Annotated in this window: 17 protein-coding genes and 2 tRNA genes; 7 read left to right on the forward strand and 12 right to left on the reverse strand. The window is 71.8% G+C overall.

What is annotated here, in order from left to right:
• Positions 1-15 precede the first annotated feature (15 nt).
• The 7 genes from VT85_RS14870 to VT85_RS14900 form a co-directional block, all read right to left on the reverse strand.
• Positions 16-804 (reverse strand): SDR family NAD(P)-dependent oxidoreductase, encoded by a 789-nt coding sequence (locus tag VT85_RS14870; protein WP_068416689.1) that lies wholly within the window; start codon positions 802-804, stop codon positions 16-18.
• Positions 801-1,646, reverse strand: coding sequence for an alpha/beta fold hydrolase (locus tag VT85_RS14875; RefSeq protein WP_068416692.1), 846 nt, complete (start codon positions 1,644-1,646; stop codon positions 801-803). The genes VT85_RS14870 and VT85_RS14875 overlap by 4 nt, the downstream gene beginning before the upstream one ends.
• On the reverse strand, positions 1,633-1,941 hold the full coding sequence (locus tag VT85_RS14880; RefSeq protein ID WP_068416695.1) for an acyl carrier protein: 309 nt from the start codon (positions 1,939-1,941) through the stop codon (positions 1,633-1,635). The genes VT85_RS14875 and VT85_RS14880 overlap by 14 nt, the downstream gene beginning before the upstream one ends.
• On the reverse strand, positions 1,938-3,161 hold the full coding sequence (locus VT85_RS14885) for a 4'-phosphopantetheinyl transferase superfamily protein (RefSeq protein WP_068416698.1): 1,224 nt from the start codon (positions 3,159-3,161) through the stop codon (positions 1,938-1,940). The genes VT85_RS14880 and VT85_RS14885 overlap by 4 nt, the downstream gene beginning before the upstream one ends.
• Positions 3,050-6,760, reverse strand: coding sequence for a beta-ketoacyl synthase N-terminal-like domain-containing protein (locus tag VT85_RS14890; RefSeq protein WP_068416702.1), 3,711 nt, complete (start codon positions 6,758-6,760; stop codon positions 3,050-3,052). The genes VT85_RS14885 and VT85_RS14890 overlap by 112 nt, the downstream gene beginning before the upstream one ends.
• Positions 6,757-13,998 (reverse strand): type I polyketide synthase, encoded by a 7,242-nt coding sequence (locus VT85_RS14895; protein ID WP_082858618.1) that lies wholly within the window; start codon positions 13,996-13,998, stop codon positions 6,757-6,759. Before VT85_RS14895 ends, VT85_RS14890 begins: the two co-directional genes overlap by 4 nt.
• A 154-nt stretch (positions 13,999-14,152) precedes the next feature.
• Positions 14,153-15,019, reverse strand: coding sequence for a hypothetical protein (locus VT85_RS14900; protein WP_068416704.1), 867 nt, complete (start codon positions 15,017-15,019; stop codon positions 14,153-14,155).
• Between the two features lie 98 nt (positions 15,020-15,117).
• Here VT85_RS14900 and VT85_RS14905 point away from each other — a divergent pair, with 98 nt between their 5' ends.
• Together VT85_RS14905 and VT85_RS14910 are read left to right on the forward strand one after the other, a co-directional pair.
• On the forward strand, positions 15,118-16,215 hold the full coding sequence (locus VT85_RS14905; RefSeq protein WP_068416707.1) for a S49 family peptidase: 1,098 nt from the start codon (positions 15,118-15,120) through the stop codon (positions 16,213-16,215).
• Positions 16,212-17,252, forward strand: coding sequence for an NAD-dependent epimerase/dehydratase family protein (locus VT85_RS14910; RefSeq protein ID WP_068416711.1), 1,041 nt, complete (start codon positions 16,212-16,214; stop codon positions 17,250-17,252). The genes VT85_RS14905 and VT85_RS14910 overlap by 4 nt, the downstream gene beginning before the upstream one ends.
• Positions 17,253-17,320: 68 nt before the next feature.
• On the opposite strand, the gene VT85_RS14915 is transcribed toward VT85_RS14910, so the two are convergent.
• On the reverse strand, positions 17,321-17,569 hold the full coding sequence (locus VT85_RS14915; RefSeq protein ID WP_156512881.1) for a hypothetical protein: 249 nt from the start codon (positions 17,567-17,569) through the stop codon (positions 17,321-17,323).
• A 338-nt stretch (positions 17,570-17,907) separates the two neighbouring features.
• Here VT85_RS14915 and VT85_RS14920 point away from each other — a divergent pair, with 338 nt between their 5' ends.
• Positions 17,908-19,017 carry a fatty acid desaturase gene (locus VT85_RS14920; RefSeq protein ID WP_068416717.1) on the forward strand — a complete coding sequence of 370 codons (1,110 nt, stop codon included), beginning with the start codon at positions 17,908-17,910 and terminating at the stop codon, positions 19,015-19,017.
• Between the two features lie 490 nt (positions 19,018-19,507).
• Here the strand turns inward: VT85_RS14920 and yghX are convergent, their stop codons facing one another.
• A complete protein-coding gene (gene yghX, locus VT85_RS14930; protein ID WP_068416723.1) occupies positions 19,508-20,395 on the reverse strand; it encodes a YghX family hydrolase in 888 nt (295 codons plus the stop codon).
• A gap of 267 nt (positions 20,396-20,662) precedes the next feature.
• A tRNA-Leu gene (locus tag VT85_RS14935) sits at positions 20,663-20,749 on the reverse strand.
• A gap of 156 nt (positions 20,750-20,905) precedes the next feature.
• Between VT85_RS14935 and VT85_RS14940 the strand changes: the two genes are divergently transcribed.
• Positions 20,906-21,220: a glutaredoxin family protein gene (locus tag VT85_RS14940; protein WP_068416726.1), complete on the forward strand. Its 315-nt coding sequence runs from the start codon at positions 20,906-20,908 to the stop codon at positions 21,218-21,220.
• Between the two features lie 18 nt (positions 21,221-21,238).
• On the opposite strand, the gene VT85_RS14945 is transcribed toward VT85_RS14940, so the two are convergent.
• Positions 21,239-21,853 (reverse strand): histidine phosphatase family protein, encoded by a 615-nt coding sequence (locus tag VT85_RS14945; RefSeq protein WP_068416730.1) that lies wholly within the window; start codon positions 21,851-21,853, stop codon positions 21,239-21,241.
• A gap of 178 nt (positions 21,854-22,031) precedes the next feature.
• Here VT85_RS14945 and VT85_RS14950 point away from each other — a divergent pair, with 178 nt between their 5' ends.
• Both VT85_RS14950 and VT85_RS14955 read left to right on the forward strand, forming a co-directional pair.
• Entirely contained in the window at positions 22,032-22,718 is a 687-nt protein-coding gene (locus tag VT85_RS14950) for an adenylate kinase family protein (protein ID WP_068416733.1), read from the forward strand.
• A 90-nt stretch (positions 22,719-22,808) separates the two neighbouring features.
• Positions 22,809-25,058, forward strand: a complete 2,250-nt coding sequence (locus VT85_RS14955) for an OPT family oligopeptide transporter (protein WP_082858619.1) — start codon at positions 22,809-22,811, stop codon at positions 25,056-25,058.
• 295 nt (positions 25,059-25,353) lie between these two features.
• Here the strand turns inward: VT85_RS14955 and VT85_RS27695 are convergent.
• Positions 25,354-25,475: transfer RNA gene (locus tag VT85_RS27695), tRNA-Phe, on the reverse strand.
• On the opposite strand from VT85_RS27695, the gene VT85_RS29690 reads away from it, so the two are divergent.
• Positions 25,470-25,598 carry a hypothetical protein gene (locus tag VT85_RS29690; protein WP_255376943.1) on the forward strand — a complete coding sequence of 43 codons (129 nt, stop codon included), beginning with the start codon at positions 25,470-25,472 and terminating at the stop codon, positions 25,596-25,598. The genes VT85_RS27695 and VT85_RS29690 overlap by 6 nt on opposite strands.
• The last annotated feature ends 19 nt before the right edge of the window (positions 25,599-25,617 follow it).

Here is a 25,617-nt window from a genome sequence, read left to right on the forward strand (position 1 = left end):
GCCTCCTCGCCTCGGTCAGAAATCGGTGGTCAGGGCCTTCGGCCCGGCCCGGTCCATCATCCAGTCGTAGAGACGGTTCGGCGAACGTCGCAGGAACCCCATCCCCAGCGCGGTGAGCCAGGGGAACATGTAATCGCGCGAACCTTTCTCGATCGCCCTGACGATGTGGACCGCCGCCTGCTCGGGTTCCAGCATCGTCACCGGGCGGGCGAAGGGGACGTCCAGCGTCATGCCCGTGCGGACGAACCCGGGGAAGACGGTCGTGATCCGCACCCCCCGCCGCTTCAGGGCGGGGCGCAAGCCCTCCAGGTAGGTCCAGACCGCGGCCTTCGACGCCGAGTAGGACGCCATCCACGGCATCCCCCGGAGCCCGGCGACGCTGGAGATCCCCACGAGGTGGCCTCGACCGCGGCCGATCATGCCCGGCAGCACCGCCTCGAAGGATTGCGCCATGCCCAGCACGTTGACTTCCAGCATGGCGCGGAGCCCCGCCGTGTCGAGGTCCGGCACGTGGGTCATCCGGCCGACGCCGGCGCAGGCGACGAGCACGTCGCAGGGGCCGAGCACGGCCTCGACCGCGTCTACGGCCGCCTGGATCGCCGCCGGGTCCACCACGTCGGCCTCGGCCGCGCAAGCCTCCACGCCCGCCGTCTCGACCCGCCCGGCGACCTCGGCCAGGCGTGCGGGGTCGCGGTCGATGAGCCCGAGCCGGTAGCCGCGAGCGGCCATCTCCAGGGCGGTCGCCCGGCCGATGCCGTTGGCGGCGCCGGTCACGATCGCGACCCGCCCGCGCCCCGGCGTCATCGGGCCGCCTCGGCGGGGCGGAGCGATTCCAGGAACGTCCGGACGACGGCGACGAACGCCTCCGGGTTCTCCTCGGGCGCCCGATGCTTCGCGCCGGGGATGACCGAGGCCTGGCAGTTCGGCAGATTGTCGACGAGATAGTGCATCGTGGCGAGGAACGGCGAGCCCTGGCCGTAGACCGCCAGCGTCGGCGCGGCGATCCCCCGGAGGACCTCCTCGGTCAGGCCCGCGACGGCCTTCGCGTCGGGGCCGCACGTGGTCCGGCCCAATCGGAGCAGCCGGCCCATCGCGGGGAGGCCGACCGCCTGGCGGAACTTCAGCATCTTGTTCTCGTCGAGGTGAAGAACCTGGTCGAAAAACTTGTCGAGGTCGTACCAGAACTCGTCGGAGAGCGTGACGCCCGCCCCCTCGGCCTCGGCCCGGAACGATTGCCAATGGCCCCATTTGCTCGCGTCTTCCAGATGGCGGAGCGCGGGGAAGTAGGGATCGGAGAGCACCACCGCCTCGACTCGATCGGGGGCGATCGCCGCGGCGTGCGCGGCGATCACCGCTCCGAAGCTGTGGCCGACGAGCCGCGCCCGGCTCGCCCCGACGCGGTCCATCAGGGCGAAGAGGTCGGCGGCGTGGTCGGCCGAGGTGTAGCCCTCGGCGGGGACGTCGCTGTAGCCGTGGCCGCGCAGGTCGTACGCCGTCACCCGATGCTCCGAGGCCAGCTCGGTCATCGCCTTGCAGAGGTACCAGATCGAGAGGTCCCCCGTCACGCCGTGGATCAGCACCACGTCCGGCCCCTCGCCCGCCTGCTGGACGTGGAACCGACGGCCGTCGATGTCAAGCTTCGGCACGGGGCAGATCCTCGTGATGGATGTGGGCGGCGAGGAACGCGGCCAACTCGCCCAGGGTCAGGTCGCGGTCTTCTCGACGCCCCAGGTCGGCCATCAGGTCGACGAAGGGGAGCGGCCGGCCGTAGCGTTCCTGGAGCGCCTCGCCGAGGACCACGGCGTCGATCGACGCCAGGCCGAGGTCGGCGAAGAACCGCGTGTCCGACCCCAGCGGCCCGGAATACTCGCGCCCCTGGAAATCGTCGAAGACGCGGGCGAGGTCGGCGAGGATCGCCGGTTCGGTCGCGGGCTGGGTCATCTTTCGGCCTCCGAATATCGGGGGGGGCGTGCGTGCGGCCGGGACGTCGCGAGGCCTAGCCGGGTCCACGCCCAGACGTAATCGCCCCGACGCGCCGCGTGGACGAGGAAGGGGCCGGGGCCCTGGTCCGGGCAGGCCGCGGACAGCGAGGGCCCCAATCGGACCTCGATCGCCCCGGCCGCGTCGGCCGCGACGACCGCCACGCTCGACGGGGTCGCCGACGACGCCATCCCGGTCGCCTTGGCCGCCGCCTCCTTGGCCGTCCAGAATCGCGCGATCCACTCCGCGCGGTCTCCGCCCAGGTCGTCCAGCAGCGCCCGCTCGGGCTCCGAGAACGCCGCCCTCTCGAAGGACGACGGCCGTTCGGCGACCGTCTCGACATCGATCCCGACGCGAGCTCCCGGGATCGCGGAGGCGACCGCGACGGCCACCCCCCCCGCATGGGCGATCGACACGGCGGGCAGGCCGCCGCGCGCCCGGTCGTCGAGGGATCGCAGCACGGGCCGGCCGTCGGCGTCGGGCAAGATCGAGAGGTCGGCTGGGAAGGTCGGCGGCGCACCCTCATGGTCCCAGAGCCGGCGGGCGGCCTCCTTGGCGGCGATCCGCCCCCAGAGTCGGAGCGTTCGCCGGCCCTCGGCCCCGGCGGGACGGAGCGGCCCCGCCCGTTCCTCGGGCGAGAGCTGGGTCTTCTCCAGGACGTCGCGCCAGACGGGCCGGCCCATGTCGGCCGGCGGCTCCAGCCAGACGGCGACGGCCTCGCCCGGCTCGATCCCCGGCAGCCCCATCGGCTCGCCCAGGAAGACCTGCTCGGGTGCGCGGAAGACGTCGCGATAGCGAGCCGGCCAGTGGAACCGCCAGTCCTCCCAGTCGAGCAGCCGCATCCAGACGCGGCCGTCGGGGTGGAGGATCTCGGCGTCGGCGCGCAGCTTGAACCTCTCAAGCGACGTCACGCGGACGCAGCAGCGGCAATCGGCCCCCTCGGGAGGGTCCTCGCCGTAGATCTCGAGCCCGCCGAGGCGGAGCGGGAAGACCACGTCCCCCTCGGAGAGCCGATCCAGGCCCCAGAGGCCCATGAGGTGCGTGAACGAATCGAGGACGATCGGGTCCGTCAGCGGCCTCGGGGCCGACCCCCCGCGATAGAGGCCGCGGCGCGGTAGCACTCGGAGGACGCCGTCGATCCCCCCCCCATCGACGGGGCCGACCTCGGAGACGGCCTGCAAAGCCGGGCCGTGGAAGAGCCACTGGTCGGCGTACATCGAATGAGCGTCGAACTGGCTCGCCTCTGGTGCGGCGAGCGGCCGAGACGTCGCCTCGGGGCGGCCTCCCGGCCGTGGCCGAAGATCACGACGCCCTCGACTTCGGGGTCCTCGCCGAGTCCGGCCGGCCCCCGGTTGAACAGCGACGCCCGGACCTCCCCCGGCCGTTCCGGGTCGACCTGCGCGACCACCTCGAGCGGGATCGGAGCGTCCTCATAGCGGATCCATCGCCGTGCGCGGACCTCCCGGAGCCCGACGATGGTCCGCCCCGGCATGAGCCTCGCGGCCACCTGCGCGAGCATCTCGGCCATCACGGTGAACGGCAGGACCGGCAGCCCCCTCATCGTCGGGTCGACGGCCGACACGCGACGACCCCCGAACGTGTGATGTTCCGCCACCGGATCACCGGCCGCGTCCAGGTTGATCACGGCCTCGACCGAGACGCCCGGCTCGATGCGGCGGACCTCGCCGGCCCACGGTCCCGGGCCGAACTCCGGCGGCGAGGACGGGCCGGCCGGCTCCTCGATGGCTGCGGAGTTGAGGTACTCCTCCATCACCCGTCGCTGCGTCCGGAGGAACTGCTCCATCGTGCCGAGGCGTGCCAGCATCGCCTCGTCGGCGGCCGCGTCCGCTTCGAGCGGGGCTTCTTCCCGCGGCGACGCCGGAGGCGTCGGGACGGGCCGGGCCTCCGTCCGGGCTCGGAGTCGGCTCGCCACGGCCTCCGTCAGCCGGATTTCCGGGAAGCCGACCTGGAGCGCGACGACCGGCCCCGGCGCGGGGGGCGGGGCGTCGAGGTCGACCGGCTCGGGCCGGCGACGCATGTAAAGGTGTTCGGGGGTGATCGGCAGGCCCTGGGCGAACAACGAGGCGACGAGGTGGTTGAGCTGGGTCAGTCCCGACCTCCTCGGCACGTTCGCGGCGACGGCGAACGCGGGCCGCCCGCGCAGGACGTCCTCGGCGAAATTTGCGAGGTTGCCGCGGGCGCCCACGTCGATGAAGACGCGCACGCCGTCGGCGTGCATCGCCTCGACCGTCCTCCGGAATTCCACCGGGCGGGTCCATTGGGCGACGGCCAGCCGACGGACCGCCTCTGGGTCCTCGTCGAACCGTCCCGCCGAGCAGCAGGAATACAGGGGCGTCGCCGGCGACTTGACGTCGAGCCTGTCGAAGAACTCCCGAATCGGGCCGACCGCGGGGGCGAACGCCGGCGTGTGGTAGGCCCGCGAGAACGGCAGCTCCTCCGTCATCACTCCCGCGTGACGGAGGCGGCTGACCACGGTTTCGACGGCCTCGGGGACGCCCGCGAGGACGACCTGACGAGGGCAGTTGTCGACCGCGACCGAGACGACGCCGTTAAGCTCCCCGATCGCAGCTTCGGCCCGTTCCCGGCTGGTCGCCGCCCCCACCAGGCGCGCCGAGGCCACGCCGCCCGAGGAGTCGAGTCGGGCGAACACCGCGGCCATCTCGTTGAGATGAATCTCGAAATCCCGATCGACCTGGACGGCCCCCGCGGCGGCCAGGGCGAGGAACTCCCCGCTGGAATGGCCCACCACGGCCGTCGGCCGCACGCCCAGATTGCGGAGCAGCCCATGGAGCGCCCACTGAGCCGTGAGCACGACGTTGATCGCCGTCCCCATCCGCCACAGCTCGGACTCGTCGGTCGTCCCGAACAGGCCATCGCTCGGCGGCTCGATCGCCCCGGATTCGATCGCGAGCCGGTCCGCCGCGTCGAACCGGGCCCGGACCTCCGGGAAGTGGGGGCAGAGGTCGGCGAGCATCCCCGGGTATTGCGACCCCTCGCCGGGGAACAGCAATCCGACGCCCCCGTCGCGCCCAGCGGGAGCCTCCCAGAAGTAGGCGCCGCGCGAGTCCCGGATCGACGTCCGCGCCGGGTCTTCCAGCCTGCTGGTCAAGGACTCCAGCCGATCGACGAGATCCGCCGTCGACTCGACCACGAGGCCGAGGCGCGACCCCGCACGGTCCGCCGTCGCCTCCCGCGCGAGCGTCGCGGCCAGATCCTTCAGGACCACGTCCGGCCGGGCGCGGAGCCGGCTCGCGAGCCGTCTCGCCGCGGCGGCCAGGGCCGTACGATCTTCGGCCGCGAGCAGGATCGCCTCGGACGGCCAGGTCAGCATGGCCCCGGGCGTCGCGGAGTCCGCCGAGGCGGCATGCTCCTCCAGGATGGCGTGCGCGTTGATCCCCGCGAATCCGAAGGCGTTCACGCCGGCCCGCCGGGGCGAGGCTTCGCCGTTGATCCACGGCCTGGCCGCGGGGTTGAGCGTCAGCCCGCTCCCGCGCAGGAGACGGTGGGGCCGGTCGGCGCCTGCGCTCGGGGGGAGCATTCGGTGGTGCAGGCCGAGCGCCGCCTTGATGAGGCCGGCCATCCCGGCCGCCGGCATCGCGTGGCCGATGAAAGCCGAGGCCGCGCCCAGGACCCGGCGACCTCTACGCCCGCCCGTAGGGAAGGCTGCGCGCAGGGCCCGCAACTCGGCCCGATCGGCCGCGGGGACGCCGATCCCGTGCCCCTCCACATAGCCCACCGTGGCGGGGTCGACCCCCGACGTCTGGTAGGCCCGTCGCATCGACCGCAGGTGGCCGCGCGCGTCCGGCGCGGCGAGGCCGGCGCCGCGGCCGTCGCTGGCGACGCCCACGCCCTTCAGCACCGCGTAGACGCGGTCGCCGTCGCGCTCGGCGTCGGCCAGCCGCTTGAGCACCACGACGCCGACCCCCTCGCCAGGCACCAGGCCGTCGGCGTCCTCGGAGAAAGGCCGCGACCGGCCCGATGGCGAGAGGCCGCCGAGGCGCGAGAAGACGAGCCGGAAATCGACGTCGGCCTCCAAATACACGCCGCCGACGAGGGCGAGCTCCGCCCGCCGGCCGACCACGGCCCGCGCCCCCAGGTCCAGCGCGACCAGGGCCGAAGCGCTGGCGGCGTCGACTACGAAGCTCGCGCCCGCAAGGTTGAATTGATCGGCGATCCGGCCCGCAGTGGCGTTGGTGAGCTGGCCGGGGATCGTGGAGGCCTCGAACGGGGGGAGGCCGGCCCGCAGGTCCTCGCGGGCGGCTTCAACCTCGGCCTCGGACCATTCGGGATGCAAGGATCGAAGGATGCCGAGCGTCTGCTCCAGGATCCGGCCGTGCTGGAGGCGCGCGAGGTTGCCGCGGTTGAAATAATTGCCCCGGCCGACGACGACCTCGATGCGGCGGCGGTCGGGCAGGCGATCCAGGAGGCCCGCGTCTGCCAGCGCGGAGCGAGCCGCGTCGAGCATGAGGAACTGTTCCGGCTCCCCCCCCGCGACGGTCCTCGGCATGATCCCGAATGACGCCGCGTCGAATGCGATCGGCTCGTCGAGGTAGCCGCCGCAACACCCCGCGACTCGCCCCGGGGAGGTCGAATCCGGGTCATGAAAGGTGGCGGCGTCCCAGCGGCTTGCGGGCGCCTCGGAGATGGCCGAGCGGCCGGCGAGCGCATTTGCCCAGTAGGCGCACAGGTCCCCCGCGCCGGGGAACCGGCAGGCCATGCCGACGATCGCGACGTCCAGCGGACGAGGCCTCCGGCTCATCGGGTCGCCCCTGCGACGGCCTGCGGACGCCGGATCGGCTCGTCGAGCGAGCCGAGGGCGCCCGCGACCACGACCTCGACGTCCCCCTTGCGCCCGTGCATCAGCTCGTCGATCAGCGCGGCCCGGCCGACGTCCGGCGGGATCATCCCGAGGCCCCGCCGACCGAGATGCCCTTCAAGGTCGGAGACCATCCCTAGGCCGGACCAGGGACCCCAGTTGATGGAGACCACCCGACCCGGCCAGCGGCGGTCGAGCCAGACGGCCAGCTTGTTGAGCGACTCGTTCGCGGCCGCATAGTCGACCTGGCCCTTGTTGCCGAACCGGCCCGCCACCGAGGAGAAGAAGACGGAGAAGCGGAGCGCCTCCGGTCGGAGCAGCCTCGCCAGGTTCAACGCGCCGTCGAGCTTCGTCCCCAGGACCCGGTCGAACGAATCCGGCGTCTTGTCGCGGAGCAGCTTGTCATGGATCACGCCCGCCCCGTGGATGAGGCCGACGGGGTCGCCGTACCGGCCGCGCCAACGGTCCACGACGCGGGCGAGGGCCCCGGCGTCGCGTACGTCGGCGCGGGCGTATTCGACGACGGAGCCGGCCGCTCGCAAGGTCCTCAGGCTGTCGCGGATCTCCCGCTCGTTGAGGAGCCCGCGGTAGGCTCGCTCCAGCTCGGCGGGAGCCTCGCGGCCCGCGAGGCGACCGCCCTGGAGGAGCGCCGCCTTGATCTCGGCGGCCGTCTCCAGACCCCGCGTGAGCGGGTCCTCGGCGTCGGCCGGCGGCGGGCTCGAGCCGACGAGCAGGAGCGTCGGACGCCAGCGGAGGGCCAACTCCTCGCAGACGCCCGCCGTGATTCCCCGGGCACCGCCGGTGACGAGGACCGGCTCGCCGGGCGCGAGCGAAAGCAACGACGCCGACCTGTCGAGCGCGGCCGGGATGGTCCGCAGCCGGATGCGGCGGCCGTCGCGGTAGCCCACCTCCGGCCAGCCGTCGTCCGAGAGGGCCTCGGCCGCCAGGATCTCGGCGAGGCGGGCGACGGCCTCGCCGGGGTCGAGGTCGACCACGCGGGTGCGCACCGCGGGCAGCTCGCGAGCCAGGGTCTTCAGCAGGCCGGCGACGCCTCCCTGGCCGGGGAAGAAATCGTCGGGGGCCGACCCGGTCGCCGCGAATGCGCCGCCCATTGCGGTCGCCGCGATCAGACAAGCCCCGCCGTTGAGAGCGGCCCGTTCGAGGTCGTCCGACGCGGCGCGGGCCAGCAGGAAGAGGCTCTTCACATCGGCCCCCATGCGGCGTCCCCACTCGCCGGGGTCCAGGCCCGGGGGCTTCCCGGCCCGGAGCGGCAGGGCGTGGACGACGCCGGCGATCGGACCCGTCTCGCGGGCCGCGTCGAGCGCGGCGGCGATGGACACCGGCGACGTAAAATCGACCCCCTCGGTCGAGAGGATCTTCACGGCCCGCCCCCCGGCGCGGATGGTCTTCCCCAGGGCCTGGGCCACGCCGCGGCCGTCGTCGGTCAGCACGACGACGCCGCCGCGCATCAGGCCGTCCGGCTCGCCGTCGAGCGCGGCGTCGACGGCCTCCAGGGTGGACCGTCGCACGGCCGAGGCCGACCCGCCGGCGGGCGCAGGCGTCTCCCCCGAGGGCTGCGGCTCCCGAGGGGCGGGGCGGCGGACCTCGACCGCCGCCGAGGCGCGGTCGACGATCTCTCGGAGCGTCCGGGCTCGCGAGAGGGAGTCCATCAACGAGGCGTCGTCGGCCGATTCGAGGCCGGCGACCGACTCGCGGAGCGTCCCGAGGATCTCGATCCGCTTGATCGAATCGATGCCGAGGTCGGCTTCCAGGTCCAGGTCGAGCTTGAGCATCTCGGCCGGGTAGCCCGTCCGTTCGCGCACGATCGCCACCAGGCGTTCGGAAATCGCCTCGGGCCCCATGGCCGTCGCCGCCGGCGTTTCGGGGACCGCCGCCGCCCGGGCGGCCTGGACGACGGGCGTCGGCCTGGCGGGCGTCCGGTCGTACGCTTCGAGGCCGCGTCCGGCCGGCGGGGGCGTCGCCTGCACGGGGTGGGGGGCGTCGACCGCCCGCGTCGGCCTCCGGCCCAGGTAGGCGAGCATCGTCGCCTCTTGCGTCGCCAGGAAGGCTCGCATCGTCTGCTGGAACGCTTCCATGACGCGGGCCGCGCCCGGATCCAGTGGGGTGGCGGGGGCCGCCGCCTCGGGGCGAGGTGTGCCGTTCGGGGCTTCGACCGGAAGGGGCGCGTCGTGACCATTCCCCCGGCCGTTTGCGGAAGGCCTGGGCCCGTCGGTCCGGTACTGGTCCATGAGCGCCTCGGGGCCGTGCCGCCCGTTCGCGGGCCCAGTCGCCCGGCGACCGTCGCGTGGAGGGGCGGTGTCGAAGAAGTCGGCGGACTGGCCGAGCCGCCTCGGCTCCGGCGCGCCGAGGGGCCGGGACCGACTGCCGTTGACGAGCCAGGTGGAAGGGGACGGCGCCGGCGAGCCGTCGCCGATCGGCGGGCGCTCGGGGTCGATGCGCCGCGCGTCCCGCCCGGCCGTGAGTCGCGCGGGACGGAAGACGACGCCCGCGGCGGCGAGCTTTGCAAGCGCCTTCAGGAGGGCAGGGACGCCAGGGCGCCCCGGGGCGTCCGTCGAGACCGCGCGATGCGGTCGGTCGCCGAGGATCGACCCCACCATCGCGCCGAGAGCCGCTCCGGGCCCGACCTCGACGAAGACGCGTGCGCCCGCCGCGTGCATGGCCTCCACCATCTCGGCGAAGCGGACCGGCGACGCGAGATGCTCGCCGAGGCGGTCGGCGACGGCGAGCGGGTCGGCCGGGTGGGGGGCGGCGTCGAGGTTCGAATAGACCGGGAGTTCGGGCGAGGCGGAGAGGTGCAGTCGGGCCGACTCGGCCAAAGGCCTCCCGGCGGGGGCGACGGCCTCGGAGTGGAAGGCGCAGGCGACCGGCAGCTCGGCGACGCGGAGCCCGTGCGAGCGGGCGCGCCCGGCGACCCGGTCGATGCCCTCGCGAGGGCCCGAGACGACGGTCTGCTTCGGCCCGTTGAGGTTGGCGATCACGACGCGATCGTCGGGGTCGAGCAAAGCGGCGACGGCCTCGGGACCGCCGGCGATGGCGGCCATCGCGCCGGGGCTCGCGACCGCGGCCTCGGCCATGAGCCGGCCCCGGGCCTCGGCGAGCGTCGCGAGGCCTTCGGCCCCCATCGCGCCGGCCGCGTGCAGCGCGACGAGCTCGCCGAAGCTGTGCCCCCCGAGGACGTCCGCCTCCACCCCCAGGGCGTCCAGGAGCCGAAGCATCCCGACGCAGGCCGCGCCGATGGAGGGCTGGGCCGCGTCGGTCGCGGTCAGCTCGCGACGGGCCCGATCGCAGGCGGCGGCGTCGAGCGCCGGGGGAGGGAAGATCCGGGGCGTGACCGGCATGCGCCCCTCGGCCCGCAGGGCGGCGTCGAACGCCTCGTAGGCCTCGCGCACCTCCGGGAAGGTCGCGGCGAGGTCGCCGAGCATCTCCAGCGACTGCGAGCCCTGGCCGGGGAAGAGGAACGCCACCCCAGCGTCGTTGAAGGCCGGGCACGCCGCGTACTCGATCCCTCGGGGGTCGCTCAGGGAGTCGCGCCCGGAGGAAACCGCCTCGCGGGCGGCCGCGAGCTTGGCCTTGAGGTCGTCGAGCGAGGAGGCGACGATCGCCAGCGTCGGCCGCGACGTGGCGGCCGGATCGAAGCGGTCGGCCAGCGACCGCGCGAGGTCGCGGAGCCTCGGGGCGGCGCCCTCGGCCAGCGACCGCTCCAGCCGTTCGAGCGATGCGGCCAGGGTCGCGGACGTCTCGGAACGCCAGAGGAGCAGCTCGGCGGGCCATTCGCGCGAGGCCGCCGGCGCGGGCGTCAGATTGCGATCGTACGCCTCCAGCACGGCGTGGAAGTTCGTCCCGCCGAACCCGAAGGCGCTGACGCCCGCCCTCCGCGGTCCCGTCGCGTCGTCGTGGAACCACGGGCGCAGCTCGGTGCTGACGCGCAGGGGGCCGTCGGCGAGGTCAGCCCTCGGGTTGACCACGTCGACCCCGGCCGTGGGGGGCAGGATCTTGTGGTGGAGCGCCAGCGAAGCGTTGATCAGACCCGCGATCCCCGCCGCGCACTTCGTGTGCCCGATCATCGACTTCACCGAGCCCACGGCGCAGGACGCCGCCGCGGCGCCCGCCTCGCGGAGCAGCCCGGCGAGGGCGTTCATCTCGACGACGTCCCCCACGGCCGTCCCGGTGCCGTGGGCCTCCACGTAGCCGATCGTCGCGGGGTCCACGCCCGACTTCGCATAGGCGCGGCGCAGGGCCCGGGTCTGGCCATCCACGTTTGGTGCCGTCAGCCCGCGGGCGCGGCCGTCGCTCGACGAGCCGACCCCTTTGATCACGGCGTAGATCCGGTCGCCGTCGCGCTCGGCGTCGGCCAGCCGCTTGAGCACCACGACGCCGACCCCCTCGCTGATGACGATCCCGTCGGCCGTCGCATCGAACGGGCGGCAGCGGCCGCGCGGGGAGAACGCATGGGTCTTGCTGAAGGCCAGGTAGGTGTGCGGGTTCTGGACCGTGTCGGCCCCGCCGAGGATGACCATGTCCGCCGCGCCGGTCTCCAGCTCGCGGACGGCCAGCGCGGCCGCGGCCAGCGACGACCCGCAGGCGGCGTCGACGGTGTAGTTCGAACCTCCGAGGTCGAACCGGTTCGCCACCCGGCCGGCGGCGACGTTCAGCAGGAAGCCGGGGAACGAGTCCTCGGTCCACTCGGGCAGCAGGGGCGCGGCCGCCTCGCGGACCGCCCTCGCCGCCTCCGGGGCCACGGATTCGAGCATCGGGAGGTAGGAGCGGAACGCATACCCCATCGCCAATTGGGCCGCCCCGCCCCCCATCCCCAGGACCACGGCCGTCCGATCGCGGGGGAAGGGACGGTCGGCGTACCCGGCGTCTTCCAGGGCTTCGCGGACGGCCTCCAGGACGAGCAGCTGGACCGGCTCCACCGAAGGCAGGCTCGACGGCGGCATCCCGTAGCGGAGCGGGTCGAAGGGGACGTCCGGCACGAAGCCGCCCCACCTGGAAACGACCTTGTCCGGGGCCTTCGGGTCGGGGTCGTAATAAATCCGCCAGTCCCACCGATCGGGGGGGATCTCGGCGATCGAGTCCACCTTCTGGAGCGTCCGCTCCCAGAACGTGCGGGCGTCGCCGGCGCCCGGCATCACGGCGGAGAGGCCGACGATCGCAACGTCTGAAGGCGTGGCGGGCGGGGGAGTCGATGCGGCTTCCGCGACGGCCTCGGCGAGCACGACGTCGCAGCCATCCGCGATCGCGCCGTGCAGGTCGGCGATCGTCGTGACGCTCTCGCGCAGGGAGGCGACCTGGCCGAGCATGTAGGCCCCGCGATCGTACTGGCCGGCCTCGTCGACGGGGACGAGCGGCGACGCGGCGTCGCCGACGCGCTCCATCCCCTTGGTGGCGATCCGCAGCCGCCCCGCGTTGAGGTTCTCGAGTCGAGAGCGGATCTCCTCGGCCGTCCGGCCCTCGGCGGCGAGCCGGCGTCGTGCGTCCGCGAAGGCGTCGGCGAACGGCGAGGGGCCTACGCGGATCTCGTGGCCCGGGCCGGTCTCCAGCAGGACCGTCCCCCGGCAGCGGATCGCCTCGGCCTGGAACTTGGGCACGATCGCGCCGGTCCTCACGGCCTCCTCGGTGAAGAGATAGGCCGTGCCCAGCAGGACGCCCACCTTCGCGCCCAGGGCTGCGAGCGGGGCGGCGATCGCCGCAACGGCCGCCGACGATCGGGCGTCGTGGACGCCGCCGGCGAACAGGATGTAGAGTTCCTCGGCCGGGGTACCCCGGTCGACGGCTTCCAGGAGCGCGGCGACGGCCTGCTCCCAGAGGACCAGGCTCGACCTGGGCCCGACGTGGCCCCCGCACTCGCGGCCTTCGAGGACGAACCGCCGCGCGCCGGCCTGCAACTGCTGCGCGAGCAGGCCGGGCGAGGGGGCGTGCAGGTACGTGCGGATCCCCGCGTCTTCCAGCTCGCGGGCCTGGTCGGGCCGGCCGCCGGCGATGAGGGCGAACGGCGGGCGGGCCTCGCGGACCGCTTCGATCTGCTCGCGCCGCAGCTCGGGCCCGATGAAGCCGAGCACGCCCACGCCCCAGGGGCGACCATCGAGACGCGCCCGGACGTCTTCCAGCAGGTCACGCACCTCGGCCCCGCGGAGCATCGCCAGCGCGAGGAAGGGCAGGGCCCCGCCGGCGGCCACCGCGTCCGCAAAGGCGGCGCGATCGCTGACCCGCGTCATCGGCCCCTGCACGATCGGGTAGGTCGTGCCATGCGCCTCCGCCAGGGGCGAGCCGGCGGCCATCGGGCGCAGCGATCGCGACTGCTCGAGGCCGGTCTCGATCGCCTCGGCGACGGCCCGGACGATCCCGCCGGTCGTCACGTGGCGCCGCGCGAGGCGGGCGGCGAACGCCGCGTCCTGGCCGATCGGCCAGAGTCGCCCCGACGCCCAGCCGATCGCGTCTCGCCCCAGGGATTCGGCCCGGCCGGGGACGAGGGGACCCGGCCGCGCGTGCACGCGGGCCTCCGCGCCGTCCGCGAGCCGGACGAGCGAGGTTTCGGAGCCGTCGAGCCGCGCGATCGCCTCGCGCGTCGTCTCGTCCAGCGGGCTTTCCTTCGCCAGCAACAGCCCGCCGTCGAGGACGACGCCCGCGGCGCCCGCGGCCACGCAGCCGGCCGCCGAGAACGGGCCGATCCCGCCACGGACCCAGGCGGGCGCCCCGCCGTCGGCGAGTACGGCCTGCAGCAGGACGAACGAGGATTCGACGCCACATCGACCGCCGGCCTCGTTGCCGACGAGGATCACCCCCGCCGCCCCGGCCTCGCTGGCTCGCCTCGCCTGCGTGCGGTCGGTCGCCTCGAACAGGGCGGCCCGGCCCGCCGCGGCGATCCGCCTGGACGCGGCTTCCCACCTCGCGTCGTCGCCGCCGACGACGCAGACGACGTCGGCCTGCGGCGGGAGCGAGGCGAGCCACGCGTCGTCCACCGCGGTCGGATCGATGCGAATCCCGACCCGGCCTCCCAGCGCCGCGGCCCGCTCGACGGCGGTCTTCGCCGACCCGGGCTCGACGCCCTCGAGGTCGAGGATTCCCAGGGCTCCGGCACGCGAGGCGGCGATCGCGATCGCCGCCCCGTCCGTCCCGCTCGGGGCCGTCGCCAGGATACGTGGCAGGGGTCGGCTCATTGTCGAAGTCGATTCCTCTGGGACGTCGCGAGACGCGCGTTTCGGCTGCTCCTCCTTACGTTGTCGACTGGGTGGAGATGCAGGCTTGAAGAATTGAACGTCCAGCAAAGTCCGTGCCGGCTCCGGCGAGCGGCGATCGGGCTCGGGGAGAGGTTCAAGGCCGAGGCTTGAGGAGCTCGCGGCGCATCCGGCGGACCTGATCCTGGGCGATCAGACCGAGCTTGGATCGCAGAATCGGGGCGCCGTCGAACCAGGCGGTCGGCTCGGCGAAAGCGAAGTGGGCTTCCACCAGGACGGCGTCCTTTTCCCCCTCGAGCCGAGTCAGCTTGACGTAGCCCAGGCCCCCCAAGTAAGGGGAGGGAGGACCCGTTACGTCCCCGGTCGCCGTCAGCTTGATCGTGGACCAGCGGTTCCCCAGAGGTGGGTCGATGCCGAAAGCCGGGTCGGTCCGGGAGGCCAGGATCAGCGAGTCGGCCGATCGGGAAGCGACGACTCGGTCGGTCGACTCGACGGCGATCCGATCGAGGAGCCTCCCGCTGGAATGGGAGAGCCACTCGCGGCCCTCGGCCGGCGGAGGTGAGATTTCCGGGGCTTCCTCGGGAGTGAGGAGGCGGACCTGGAACCGCATGTTGGCCGCCTCCACGGATTCGCCGCGGGACCCGCGAAGGGCCTCCGCGGGGTCGATGGCGTCGAGATCGACCCCGCGGAGGACGAAGTACAGATCGCCCGAGCGGACGACGGCGCCCTCGACCTTCCGATCCCGCAGCCGGAGCCTGTGCGGGGCCGAGACGGAAGCCTGGAGCATCTCGTCGGCCCCCCGCTTCGACCCGGCGACCTCGACGAGCGCGGCCCGCTGGGCCTCGGCCGAATCCCCGTCGCGGAAGGTCGGCTCGGGGAGCCTCTCGCGACCCTCCACCGCCAGGCCCTCCTCGATCGAGGCGCGGAGGACGGCGTTGCGGTCGTGAGAAGGCAGCTCGGGCGCGGCCTGCCCCAGCGCGGCCAGCAGTAGGACGTGATACATCGCGCGATTTCTCCCGGCGGGAGGGTTCTCGGGGAAAGTCCGATCGGCGGGGAGCCGATAATCCTCGTTGAAGGTATCCTACGCGAACGGAGGGGAGCATGCGGGAGACGGTCGGCGAACATCGTGCGGCGGCCATCGCGCTGATCGCGCTGATCGGCCTGGCCGGCGGGACCGTCGGCTGCGCGACGATCCCAATCCAGGGCCTCGTCGAGACGCGAACGGCGTTCGACGGCCGGGTCGCCGCGACCGTAGAGGGGCCGATCAAGGTGGAGATCCCGCCGGCCACCGATCCCGGACCGATGGTCGCCGTGCCCGTGAGGGCGGGACGGTCGGCGGAACGCATCGGGATCGTCGACGTGGACGGCCTGATCCTGAACCAGAACCTCGCCGGCCTGTACTCGGTCGGCGAGAACCCGGTCGCCGCCTTCCGCGAGAAGCTGGAGGCCGCCGCGGCCGACCCCTCGCTCCGGGCGGTCGTGCTGCGGATCAACAGCCCCGGCGGCAGCGTGACCGCCTCCGACATCCTCGCCGAGGAGCTGCGACGGTTTCGCGAGGCGACCGGCCGCCCGGTGGTCGTCTCCCTGATGGACCTGGCGACCTCCGGAGCCTATTACGTCGCCGTGGGCGGCGACCGCATCATCGCCCACCCCACCACCGTCACCGGCGGCATGGGGGCGCTCATCAATCATTTCAACCTCCAGGACGCCTCCGCCCAGCTCAACGCACGCTCCGGGGCGGTGAAGGCCGGGCCGAAGATCGAGATGGGATCCTACAACGGCCCCTTGCCGGACGACGACGTGGAGCTGCTGCAGGAGATGGTCGACGGCTTCCGAGGCCGGTTCCGCGAGCGCGTCGCCCATCATCGAAAGTGGATGACGCCGGCCGACTTCGAGGCGATCGACGACGGCCGGGTCGTCGCCGCCGAGAAGGCCCTGAAGCTCCACATGGTCGACCGCCTCGGCTACGTCCACGACGCCCTCGACGAGGCCGAGTCGCTCGTCGGGATCCAGGGCTGCGAGGTGGTGATCTTCCAGCGGCGGGGGTATCCGGCCCATTCGCTCTACGCGATCACGCCGGCCCCGGTCGACGGCGGGCTCGTCCCCTTCAGTCTCCCCGGGCTCGACCGGGCCAAGCTGCCGACCTTCCTGTACCTCTGGCAGCCCGACCCGACCATGCTGAGGCTCGGCGGGCGTTGACGGCCGGGGCCGAGCCGGGAGAATGGCCCGTCCTGGTGACGGGCGCCGGCGGCTTCATCGGCGGACACGTCGCCCGCGGGCTGGCGGCGGCCGGCCACCGGGTCGTCGGGCTGGCTCGGAGGCCGCCTCGGGTCGAGCCGGCCGACCCGGCGATCGATTGGCGGATCGGCGACCTGCGCGAGCCGGACGTCCGCCGCGGGGCGCTCCGCGGCGTCAGGGGGGTGGTCCACGCGGCGGGCTGGGTCAGCCTCGGCGCGGACCCGACCGGGGAGTCGCGCGTCGTCAACGTCGAGGCCACGCGCGGCCTGCTCGCCGACGCCGCCGCGGCCGGCGTCGAGCGGTTCGTCTACACCTCGACCCTCCACACCCTTGCCGCAGGGACCGCCGAGGAGCCAGCCGACGAGGCGACCCCGTGGAATCTCCGGACGGTCGACGCCCCGTACTCGCGGACCAAGCGCGAGGCCGAAAGGCTGACGCTCGACGGCTTCAAGGGGACCGCCGGAGTGGTCGTCTGCCCCGGAATGGCGATCGGGCCGCGGGACCTCAAGCCGACCTCGACTCGGGTCCTCCTCATGATGGCCGCGGCCCGCTGCGTCTTCCTGCCCGGCGGGGGCATACCGGTCGTCGACGCGGAGGTCGTCGCGAGGGCCCATCGCATGGCACTCACGGAGGGCGAGGCCGGCTCCCGCTACGCGGTCGTCGGGCCGTACCTGAGCTACCGAGAGATGGCCCGGCTGGTGGCGCGCCTCGCCGGCCGGCCCCGGCTGGTCGGCCCCGTCCCCGACGCATTCGAACGCCCGCTGGTCGCCCTGGCCCGCGCGCTGGGGCGCGGCAAGGCGGGAGACGGATTCTCGGCCGCCGCGGTGGCCGGCGGCTTCCTGCGTCTCCACGTCAGCGGCGCCCGGGCCGACCGCACCTTCGGACTGACGCATCCGCCGCCGATCCGATCAATCTACGGCGCCCTCGAAGACGCCCGGCGATCCGGCCGAGCCCCCTGGCTCCACCTCCGCGATCCCGAGGCCCCGCCGCCGGACTGATACGGCCTCGATTTGGTTTTGACGCCGCCCGCGCGTGCGGAAGCCGCGCCACAGCTTCACGATCAGGTTCAGCTCGGGCGAGTCCGGCGGCAGGCGGATGGCAAGACCTTCGCCGAGCGCTCCGACGCCCTGGCGACGAGGGGGCCCCCGTCCCGGATCGACGCCGCGTGGACCTCCGGGGCGAGTCGACGCGAGAACTCGGCGAGGAAGACCTCGATCGCCTGGGCGTCCAGTCCGGGCGTGATGACCTCGGGCATCGCCCCGGCCGCCGGGCAGGCGGCGATCACCCGAGGGTGCTCGTCTTGCGACTGGCGCACGGCCGTCGGCGGCCGTTGACGGGCTGGGGCGACGTCGAGTGGCCCGAGCTGTTCCGGCGGTTTGGGCGCGTCCGGGGGCGCTCGTAGTCCCTATTTCGTGGAGGGCGTCCAGACACGCCCGAGGGTACGAGAATCGACTCCGAGTTCTTGAGGGCTGATCGCGCCGTCAAACAGGTAGTCTCGGAATTCTGGGCGATTGGCTGCGCTTTTGCATTGCCCAGCTTAAGCCTCACACGCGAGAGGCTGGGCGGTGCTCGCGGATTCGCATCCCAGTTTAAGACCTGGGTCGGACGCGTCGGGGGTCGCTCTGCGTAACTCGTCTCCTATGGGTCCCCGACATGAGCGCCGAGCCGGCCAGCCCCTCACCGACCGAGATGATGAAGCAGATCCCGTACGTCCTGCGTCGACACCGCTATCTGCCGGGGTTGGGCAAGTTCATCGCCTATTACGCCGCCTACCTCGCGCTCGTCATCGGGGCCGTCGTCTTGCCGGGGTGGCCGGTCAAGGCCTTCTGCGTCGTGGCTGCGTCGCTGACCATCGCGGGCCTCTACGTCCTCGGCCACGACGCGGGCCACGGCAGTCTGGTTCCGGGCTACCGCCTGAACCGATGGCTCGCCCGCCTGGCGTTCCTGCCGGCCTACGCCCCGCTCTCATCCTGGCACCGCGCCCATGTGCTCCTGCACCACAACTTCCTCCGCGTGCGCGGCAAGGACATGGTGTGGATGCCCTGGTCGCTCGAGGATTATCACGCGGCGTCGATCTGGAGGCGGGGCTGGTATCGTTTTCTGCGGACGCTGCCGGGACTGTCCTTCTACTGGACGCTGGGCAACTGGTTCCCCTACCTGCTATTCCCGCCCGGCACCGCGCTCGGCCCTCGGTTGAAGCAGTTCCACCTGGACAGGGCCCTCGTCCTCGGCTTCGCCGGCGTCCTGTTCGGCGCCTTGAGCCTGGTGGCCCACGCCGCCGAGGCGTGGCCCTGGGCCGAGCCCGTGGGCTCTGCGGGAGTCGTCCTCCTCGCCCTTGTCGCGCCCTACCTCTGCTGGACGTGGCTGGTGGGCCTGGTCGACCTGGTGCACCACACGCACCCGCGATCCATCTGCTTCGCTGACTCGTCCGAGTGGGACTATTACGACGCCGCCGTGAGGAGCACCGTGCACGTGATCCTGCCGTTCGGGCTCCACTGGCTGGCGAACAACATCCTGGAGCACAACGCCCACCACGTCGATCCGCGCGTGCCGCTGCACAACCTCCCGGAGGCCCAGGGCCGCCTGGAGGCCGCCTACCCCGAGGACATCCACGTCGAGCACCTGACCCTGGGATACACGCTGTGGCTCTTCCGGACGTGCAGGCTCTACGACTACGAGCGGCGGCGGTGGCTCGATTACGACGGCACGCCGACCAGCGAAGCCATGCGGCCCACGGCCCTGGGGGCGATCGGCCGTTCCTGACGTCAAGGCGCCCCGCATCCGCTCGCGCTCCGAGCTTCCGACTTCGAAGCGGGCGACGTGGACGTCGTCGTCGACAGGCCCAGGGCCAGCCGGAACAAGTTCGAGTTCGACGAGGAGCAGGGCCGGGAGCGGGCGGGTCGGCCGAGATCCTCGATCATGCCGACGCTCGAGCCCGATCCTTCGCCCCCTTCCATCCGCCTCGAGGACCATTTCGCAAGTCTCACGCCCACCGGACGATCAGCCTCGGGGCGATCTCCGGCGGCGCCACGATCAGGCCTATGGTCCGGGTACGGCGGCCAGGCGAACTCGCCCCTGCCAGGGACGCCACGGCTCATCTCGCGTCCGACTTCATCTTCCCGTCGAGGTCCCGCGCCACGATCCCGATCGGCATCGCCTCGTTGAACGCGGGCCTACGCTTCGTCCCCTCGTCGGTCGTTTCACGCCCTGGCAGCGTGTCGCCCCCAATGGTTCTGGCCGACGAAATCCGCCATCACCCCAGATGCTGCTTGAAGAACGCGATCGTCCGCTCCCAGGCGAGCTCGGCCGCCTGCTTGTCGTAGCGCGGGGTCGTGTCGTTGTGGAACCCGTGGTTGACATTCGGGTAGATGTGCGTCTCGTACTTCTTGCCCGAGGCCTTGAGCGCCGTCTCGAAGCCGGGCCAGCCCTCGTTGACCCGGGCGTCCAGGCCGGCGTAGTGGATCAGGAGCGGAGCCTCGATCCTGGGCACGTCCTCGGCCCGAGGCTGGCGGCCGTAGAAAGGTACCGCCGCCGCGATCGTCGCCGGGATGCGCACGGCGAGCGCGTTGACCATGCCGCCGCCGAAGCAGAAGCCGACCGCGCCGACCTTGCCGGTCGAATTCGGGTGGGCTTTGAGGAACTCGGCACCCGCGATGAAGTCCTCCGTCATCTCCTCGGAATTGCGCTTCGCCTGCATGGCGCGGCCCTGGTCGTCATTGCCGGGGTATCCGCCGAGCGGCGTCAGCGCGTCGGGGGCCAGCGCCAGGAAGCCTGCGACGGCTAGCCGCCTCGCGACGTCCTCGATGTACGGGTTCAGGCCGCGATTCTCGTGGATGACGAGGACGGCCGGATACCTCGCTTCGGCCTTCGGGCGGGCGAGCAGCCCCTTGATCTTGCCGCCGCCTTTGGGCGACTCGTAGGTGACGTACTCGGCGTGGATCCGCTCGTCGCCGGGCGCGACCTGCTGCGCAAGGGCGTAATTCGGGCTGAGCCGCTCGATCAGCGCCTCGGCGGTGAACCCCGCGACGGCGAAGGTCGCCGCCCGCCGGGCGAACTCGCGGCGGTCCATGCGTCCATGGGCATAATCGTCGTAAAGGTCGAGCAGTTCCTGGTCGAAATCCTGGGCTCGTTCTCTGGCCATGGGAATCGCTCCTGCAGGGCGGCGTGGTCAGCCAGGGATTGTCGCCGATGCAGGAGGAAGCGGCAAGCGGCCGGGCTCGACGCCGGTTGCACGTCCGCTCGGTCAGGATCGGTCCGACTTCGAAAACGAAGACGCCCCGTGCCGGGAGCCGGCCGGGGCGTCTGGGTCGATAGTTGGACGACGGCGTGGAATCCACATGACGGCGACGTGCGTACAACCTACGCACAACTGATCCGCCAAGGAGTTACGTCGATTGTCCCTAAAGAGTGCCGGAGACAGGACTTGAACCTGCACGGGCATGGTTAGCCCACTAGCCCCTCAAGCTAGCGTGTCTGCCAATTCCACCACTCCGGCTTTGGAGTGTTTCACTCGTCGAGTGAGGACTTATTGTGCGGCGGCGCGGCCTGATTGTCAACAAGGAACCGGAAGAACCTAGGATCGCTCGACTTGCGGCGGTCGGCTGCGATACGATCGGGGGCTGCTGGTCCTGATTGGCGGAGGAGATCGCTCATGACGACGTTGTGGAGCCGGCTCGGGTTTCGGAAGCCCGCGACCGAGCCCCTGGCGATCACGGTCTATTCCCGCCAGGGGTGCGGTTGCTGTCACAAGGCGATCGGCCTGCTGGAGGGCTTTCGGGGGCGTTATCGCCTCCGGATCGAGGAGGTCGATGTCGACGAGTCGCCGGAGCTGAAGGCCCGATACGGGATGGAGGTCCCGGTCGTCGCGGTCGACGGCCGGGTCCGATTCCGGGGGGTGGTCAACCCGGCGATGCTGGAGCGGCTGTTGCGGGCCGAGGCGCCGAAGGCGGCCGGGCCGGAGCGATGAAGCCGTTCCCTTAGTCGGTCAGGCCACGGGCCGCGCGGGGGAGGGGGCCACGACCACGTTGAGGGCCTCGGCCCTCCACCCGTCCTCGTCGTGGACGAGTTCGTTGATCGAGGCGAAGTCGATGGCGATCCGGTCGAAATCGGCCGGAGTGTGGCCGGGGAGGAGTCCGAGCAGGGCGACGCGGATCACGATCCCGTGGACGACCACGATGAACCGGCCGTTGGGATGTCGCGCCTGGAGATCGGCGAAGATCGGCAGGACGCGGCGGCCCATCGCGGCGAACGACTCGCCGCCGGGGTGGGTGAATTCGAGGTCGCCCGCGATCCAGCGTCGCTTCGACTCCTCGTACACGCCCCAGCCTTCCTCGCGGCCTTGGCCGCTCAGCGGTCCGATCCGGCGCTCGTGGAGCTCGGGGACGACGACGGGCGTCAGGCCGAGCGCCTCGGCGATCGGCGTCGCGGTGGCGATCGCCCGGCTCATCCCGGAGCAGTAGACGGCCTCGGCGCCGCTCGTGGCGAGGTGGTCGGCCAGCATCCGGGACTGGCGCTCGCCCCAGGGGCTCAGGCCGATATCGGATTCGGCTCCGTGAAAGATGTTCGGCGCCGAGGTCTCGGCGTGTCGAATCAGGAACATACCGCTTTCCTGCACTGTCTTGCTCCCAGACGGACCAGCGAGAAACAATGAGGAGGGGCCCAGGCCCCCCTCGCCGCGCGCCGGGCTCGACGATCGAGTCGGGCGTGCCGGGCGACGTCCGCATCGACGCCGGCCGACCGCTCGGGCCGGTCGTCAATCCTTCACTCAAGGTAACGCCATGACCGCCGACGGGAACACCCTCGACCTCGCCCACCACCCGGGCAAATATCGCACGATCCTGTTGTTCGGCATGCCAGGCAGCGGCAAAGGGACCCAGGGATCGGTGCTCGGCCAGCTCCCCGACCTGGTCCACATCTCGATGGGGGACGTCTTCCGCAAGATCCCCAAGCTGGGGAAGATCGGCGCGGAGATCGAGAGCTACACGTCGGTCGGGAAGATGGTCCCCGACGACCTGACGGTCCGCATCTTCGAGCGCCACGTCAAGATCCTGGAATTGCAGGAATTCTTCATCCCCGACCACCACACCCTGATCCTCGACGGCCTCCCCCGCAGCTACGCCCAGGCCGAGCGGCTCGATTTCCTACTTAACGTGGTCCAGATCTTCCACCTGAAGATCCAGGACAAGAAGCTCGCGATGAAGCGGCTTCGGTCCCGCGCCATGCTGGAGAACCGCCTCGACGATATGAACGAGGAGGTCATCAATCGACGCTTGAACACGTACTATGAAGAAACCGTCAGGACGCTCAGCTTCTACCCGCCCGAACTGGTCTACGAGGTCGATGCCGGTCAGGACATGATCGACGTTCTCAAGGACGTCGTCGACCGGCTCTCCGAGATCAAGCGATTCGCGAAGCCTCCGGCCGCCGCCGTGCGGGACGCCACCTCGACCACCACCTCGTCCTGATCGCCGGCCCCTCGACCGACGGCCCCCCGGCCGTCGGCCTTCACCGCGGCCGTCCTTCCTCCGCCACGACGCCCCCTCGCAGGAGAGCCGATGCCCATGGCGCACGCCCCATCTTCGCCGGCCGACGCCGATCCGTCGAAGTCCTTCCGACCCTACGTCCCCGCCGATCAGGAGCCCGCCGAGCTGACGTTCCGGGCGGTCGCGCTCGGGTCGTTGCTGGGGGTGGTCTTCGGGGCCTCGTCGCTCTACCTGTTCCTCAAGGTGGGCATGACCGTCTCGGCGTCGATCCCGGTCGCCGTGCTGGCGATCACGATCTTCCGGGGTCTCTCCTACGCCTTCGGCCTGCGCCGGGCGACGATCCTCGAGAACAACGTCGTGCAGACGGCCGGCTCGGCGGGGGAGTCGATCGCGTTCGGCGTCGGGGCCACGATGCCGGCCTTGATGCTCCTGGGATACGACCTGGAGTGGTCGCGGGTGATGCTCGTCTCGGTGCTCGGCGGCCTGCTGGGCATCCTGATGATGATCCCCCTGCGCAAGGCGTTCATCGTCAAGCAGCACGGGACCTTGCCGTACCCCGAGGGGACCGCCTGCGCCAAGGTGCTGATCGTCGGCGAGCACGGCGGCTCGAACGCCCGTACGGTCTTCCTGGGCTTCGGACTGGGGGCGATCTACAAGGTCTTGATGCAGGGTCTGAAGCTCTGGCCGGAGGGATGGGATCGGGCGATCACCGGGATCAAGGGCTATAACAAGGCCGTCGTGGCGATCGAGCCCGACCCGACGCTCCTGGGCGTCGGCTATATCATCGGCCCCCGGATCGCCGCGGTCATGGTCGGCGGCGGCCTGCTGACCTCCTTGATGCTCGTGCCGATGATCGCCTACTTCGGCGAGGAACTGCCGGGCGTCCTCCCTCCCGGCCAGGCCCGGATCGCCGAGATGGGCCCGGGGGCCATCGCCGGGCAATACGTCCGCTACATCGGCGCGGGGGCCGTGGCCACCGGCGGCATCCTGAGCATGCTCAACGCCCTGCCGCTGATCTTCTCGTCGATCGCCGGCAGCCTGCGAGCATTGAAGTCCGCCGAGCGCTCGACCGAGAACGGCGTGCAGGGGACTCCCCGTACCGACCGCGACATCCCGATGCCCCTGGTGCTCCTGGGGACGCTCGGCCTGGTCGCTCTGATCGCGTCGTCGAACCTCATCCCGGCCGACGCCTCGGGCCGGATCGCCGGCGCATTCCTGATCGTGCTGTTCGGCTTCCTGTTCGTCACGGTCAGTTCGCGGATCACCGGCGTCATCGGCTCGTCGTCGAACCCGATCTCCGGGATGACGATCGCCACGCTGCTGCTGACCTGCCTCATCTTCGTGATGCTCGGCTGGGTGGGGGGCGAATACCGGCTGATCGCGCTCTCCATCGCCGCCATCGTCTGCATCGCCTCGTCCAACGGCGGCACGATCTCCCAGGACCTCAAGACGGGCTATCTCGTCGGCGCGACCCCCTGGCGGCAGCAGGTGGCGATCTTGATCGGCGCCTTGCTCTCCGCCGTCGTCATGGGCGGTACGCTGCTCTGGCTGAACGACGCCTACACCACCGTCTCGAACCGCCCCGAGGACCTCCCGACCGCCGTCTTCGACGTCTCGAAGCTCACGGAGACGGACACCCACGAGGGCCGCGAGTTCAAGGTCTTGCGCCTCACCGCCCCCATCGAGGGCGCCCTCCCCGGGACCTACCTCGTCGACGAAGCCGGCAAGGCGCAGTGGATCAGGGACGCGGGGATCGGCGGCCGGCTGGACCACTCCACGAGCGGCGAGCCGGTCAAGAAGTTCAACCCACCCCAGCCCCGGCTGTTCGCGACGATCATCGACGGCATCATGTCCGGCGACCTCCCCTGGGGCCTCGTGATCCTGGGCGCCGTCCTGGCGATCGTCGTCCAGCTCGCGGGGGTCTCGTCGCTGGCGTTCGCGGTGGGGGTGTACCTGCCGCTCTCCACGACCCTGCCGATCTTCGTCGGCGGCCTCGTCCGCCTGCTGGTCGACCGCGCCCGGAACTTCTCCGCCGCCGACTCCGAGACCAGCCCCGGCACCATGATGGCCACCGGCCTGATCGCCGGCGGTTCGCTGGCCGGCATCCTCATCGCCGTGCTGAAGGTCTACGAAGACCTCGGTAAGGCCGTCGACTTCTCGACCACCCTCCCCGGCGGCGAGGTCCAGTACCTCCTCCCGGCGCTGGGCGCCTTCTCGGTCCTCACCATCGCCCTCGTGCTCGTCGCGATGACCAGCAAACGACAGGCGATGATCGAAGTGAGCGAGGACCATTCCGCACCGGTCGAGGGCCCCGACGCCTGACGACGAGCCGAGTCGAACTCCGGGGTGGGAGGGAGCTGCATCCTCTCCCACCCCGCCGAATGCGCCACGGCCGCACCGTAGAAGCCGGACGGCTTCCCATGCGCCACGTCCGCCCGATCGCGTCTCGGCGGCTCGCCCATCGCCCCAGCTACGGGAAATCGCGAGCGCACGACGGCCTCGCCGTCCCGAAAGGAATCAACCGACCCGATTCGGACGGTTCCGCAAGATCATCCGATCGTCCATCATCCGAGATCGACGAGAGACGTCGCACGGATGAGAAAAGAAAAGGTGAGAGTGGGCAGAGGCGGGATCGAACCGCCGACACACGGATTTTCAGTCCGTCGCCCCGATTCCGTAAAGCCCAAATCAGCCAAGGGCTTGCGTCTCTCTCCCGCGACCGTTGCCCACCATTTGCCCACTGACACCCGTCAGAGCGAACCCGCCGACGCCGCGCTGGCCGCCGTGGTCGACGCCTGGCCCGACCTGCCGGAAGCGATCCGCGCCGCCATCCTGGCGATGGTCGGCGCGTGCAAGCGTTGACGGTTCGATCCGACGGGGG

Source organism: Planctomyces sp. SH-PL62 (assembly GCF_001610895.1).
Lineage (GTDB): Bacteria > Planctomycetota > Planctomycetia > Isosphaerales > Isosphaeraceae > Paludisphaera.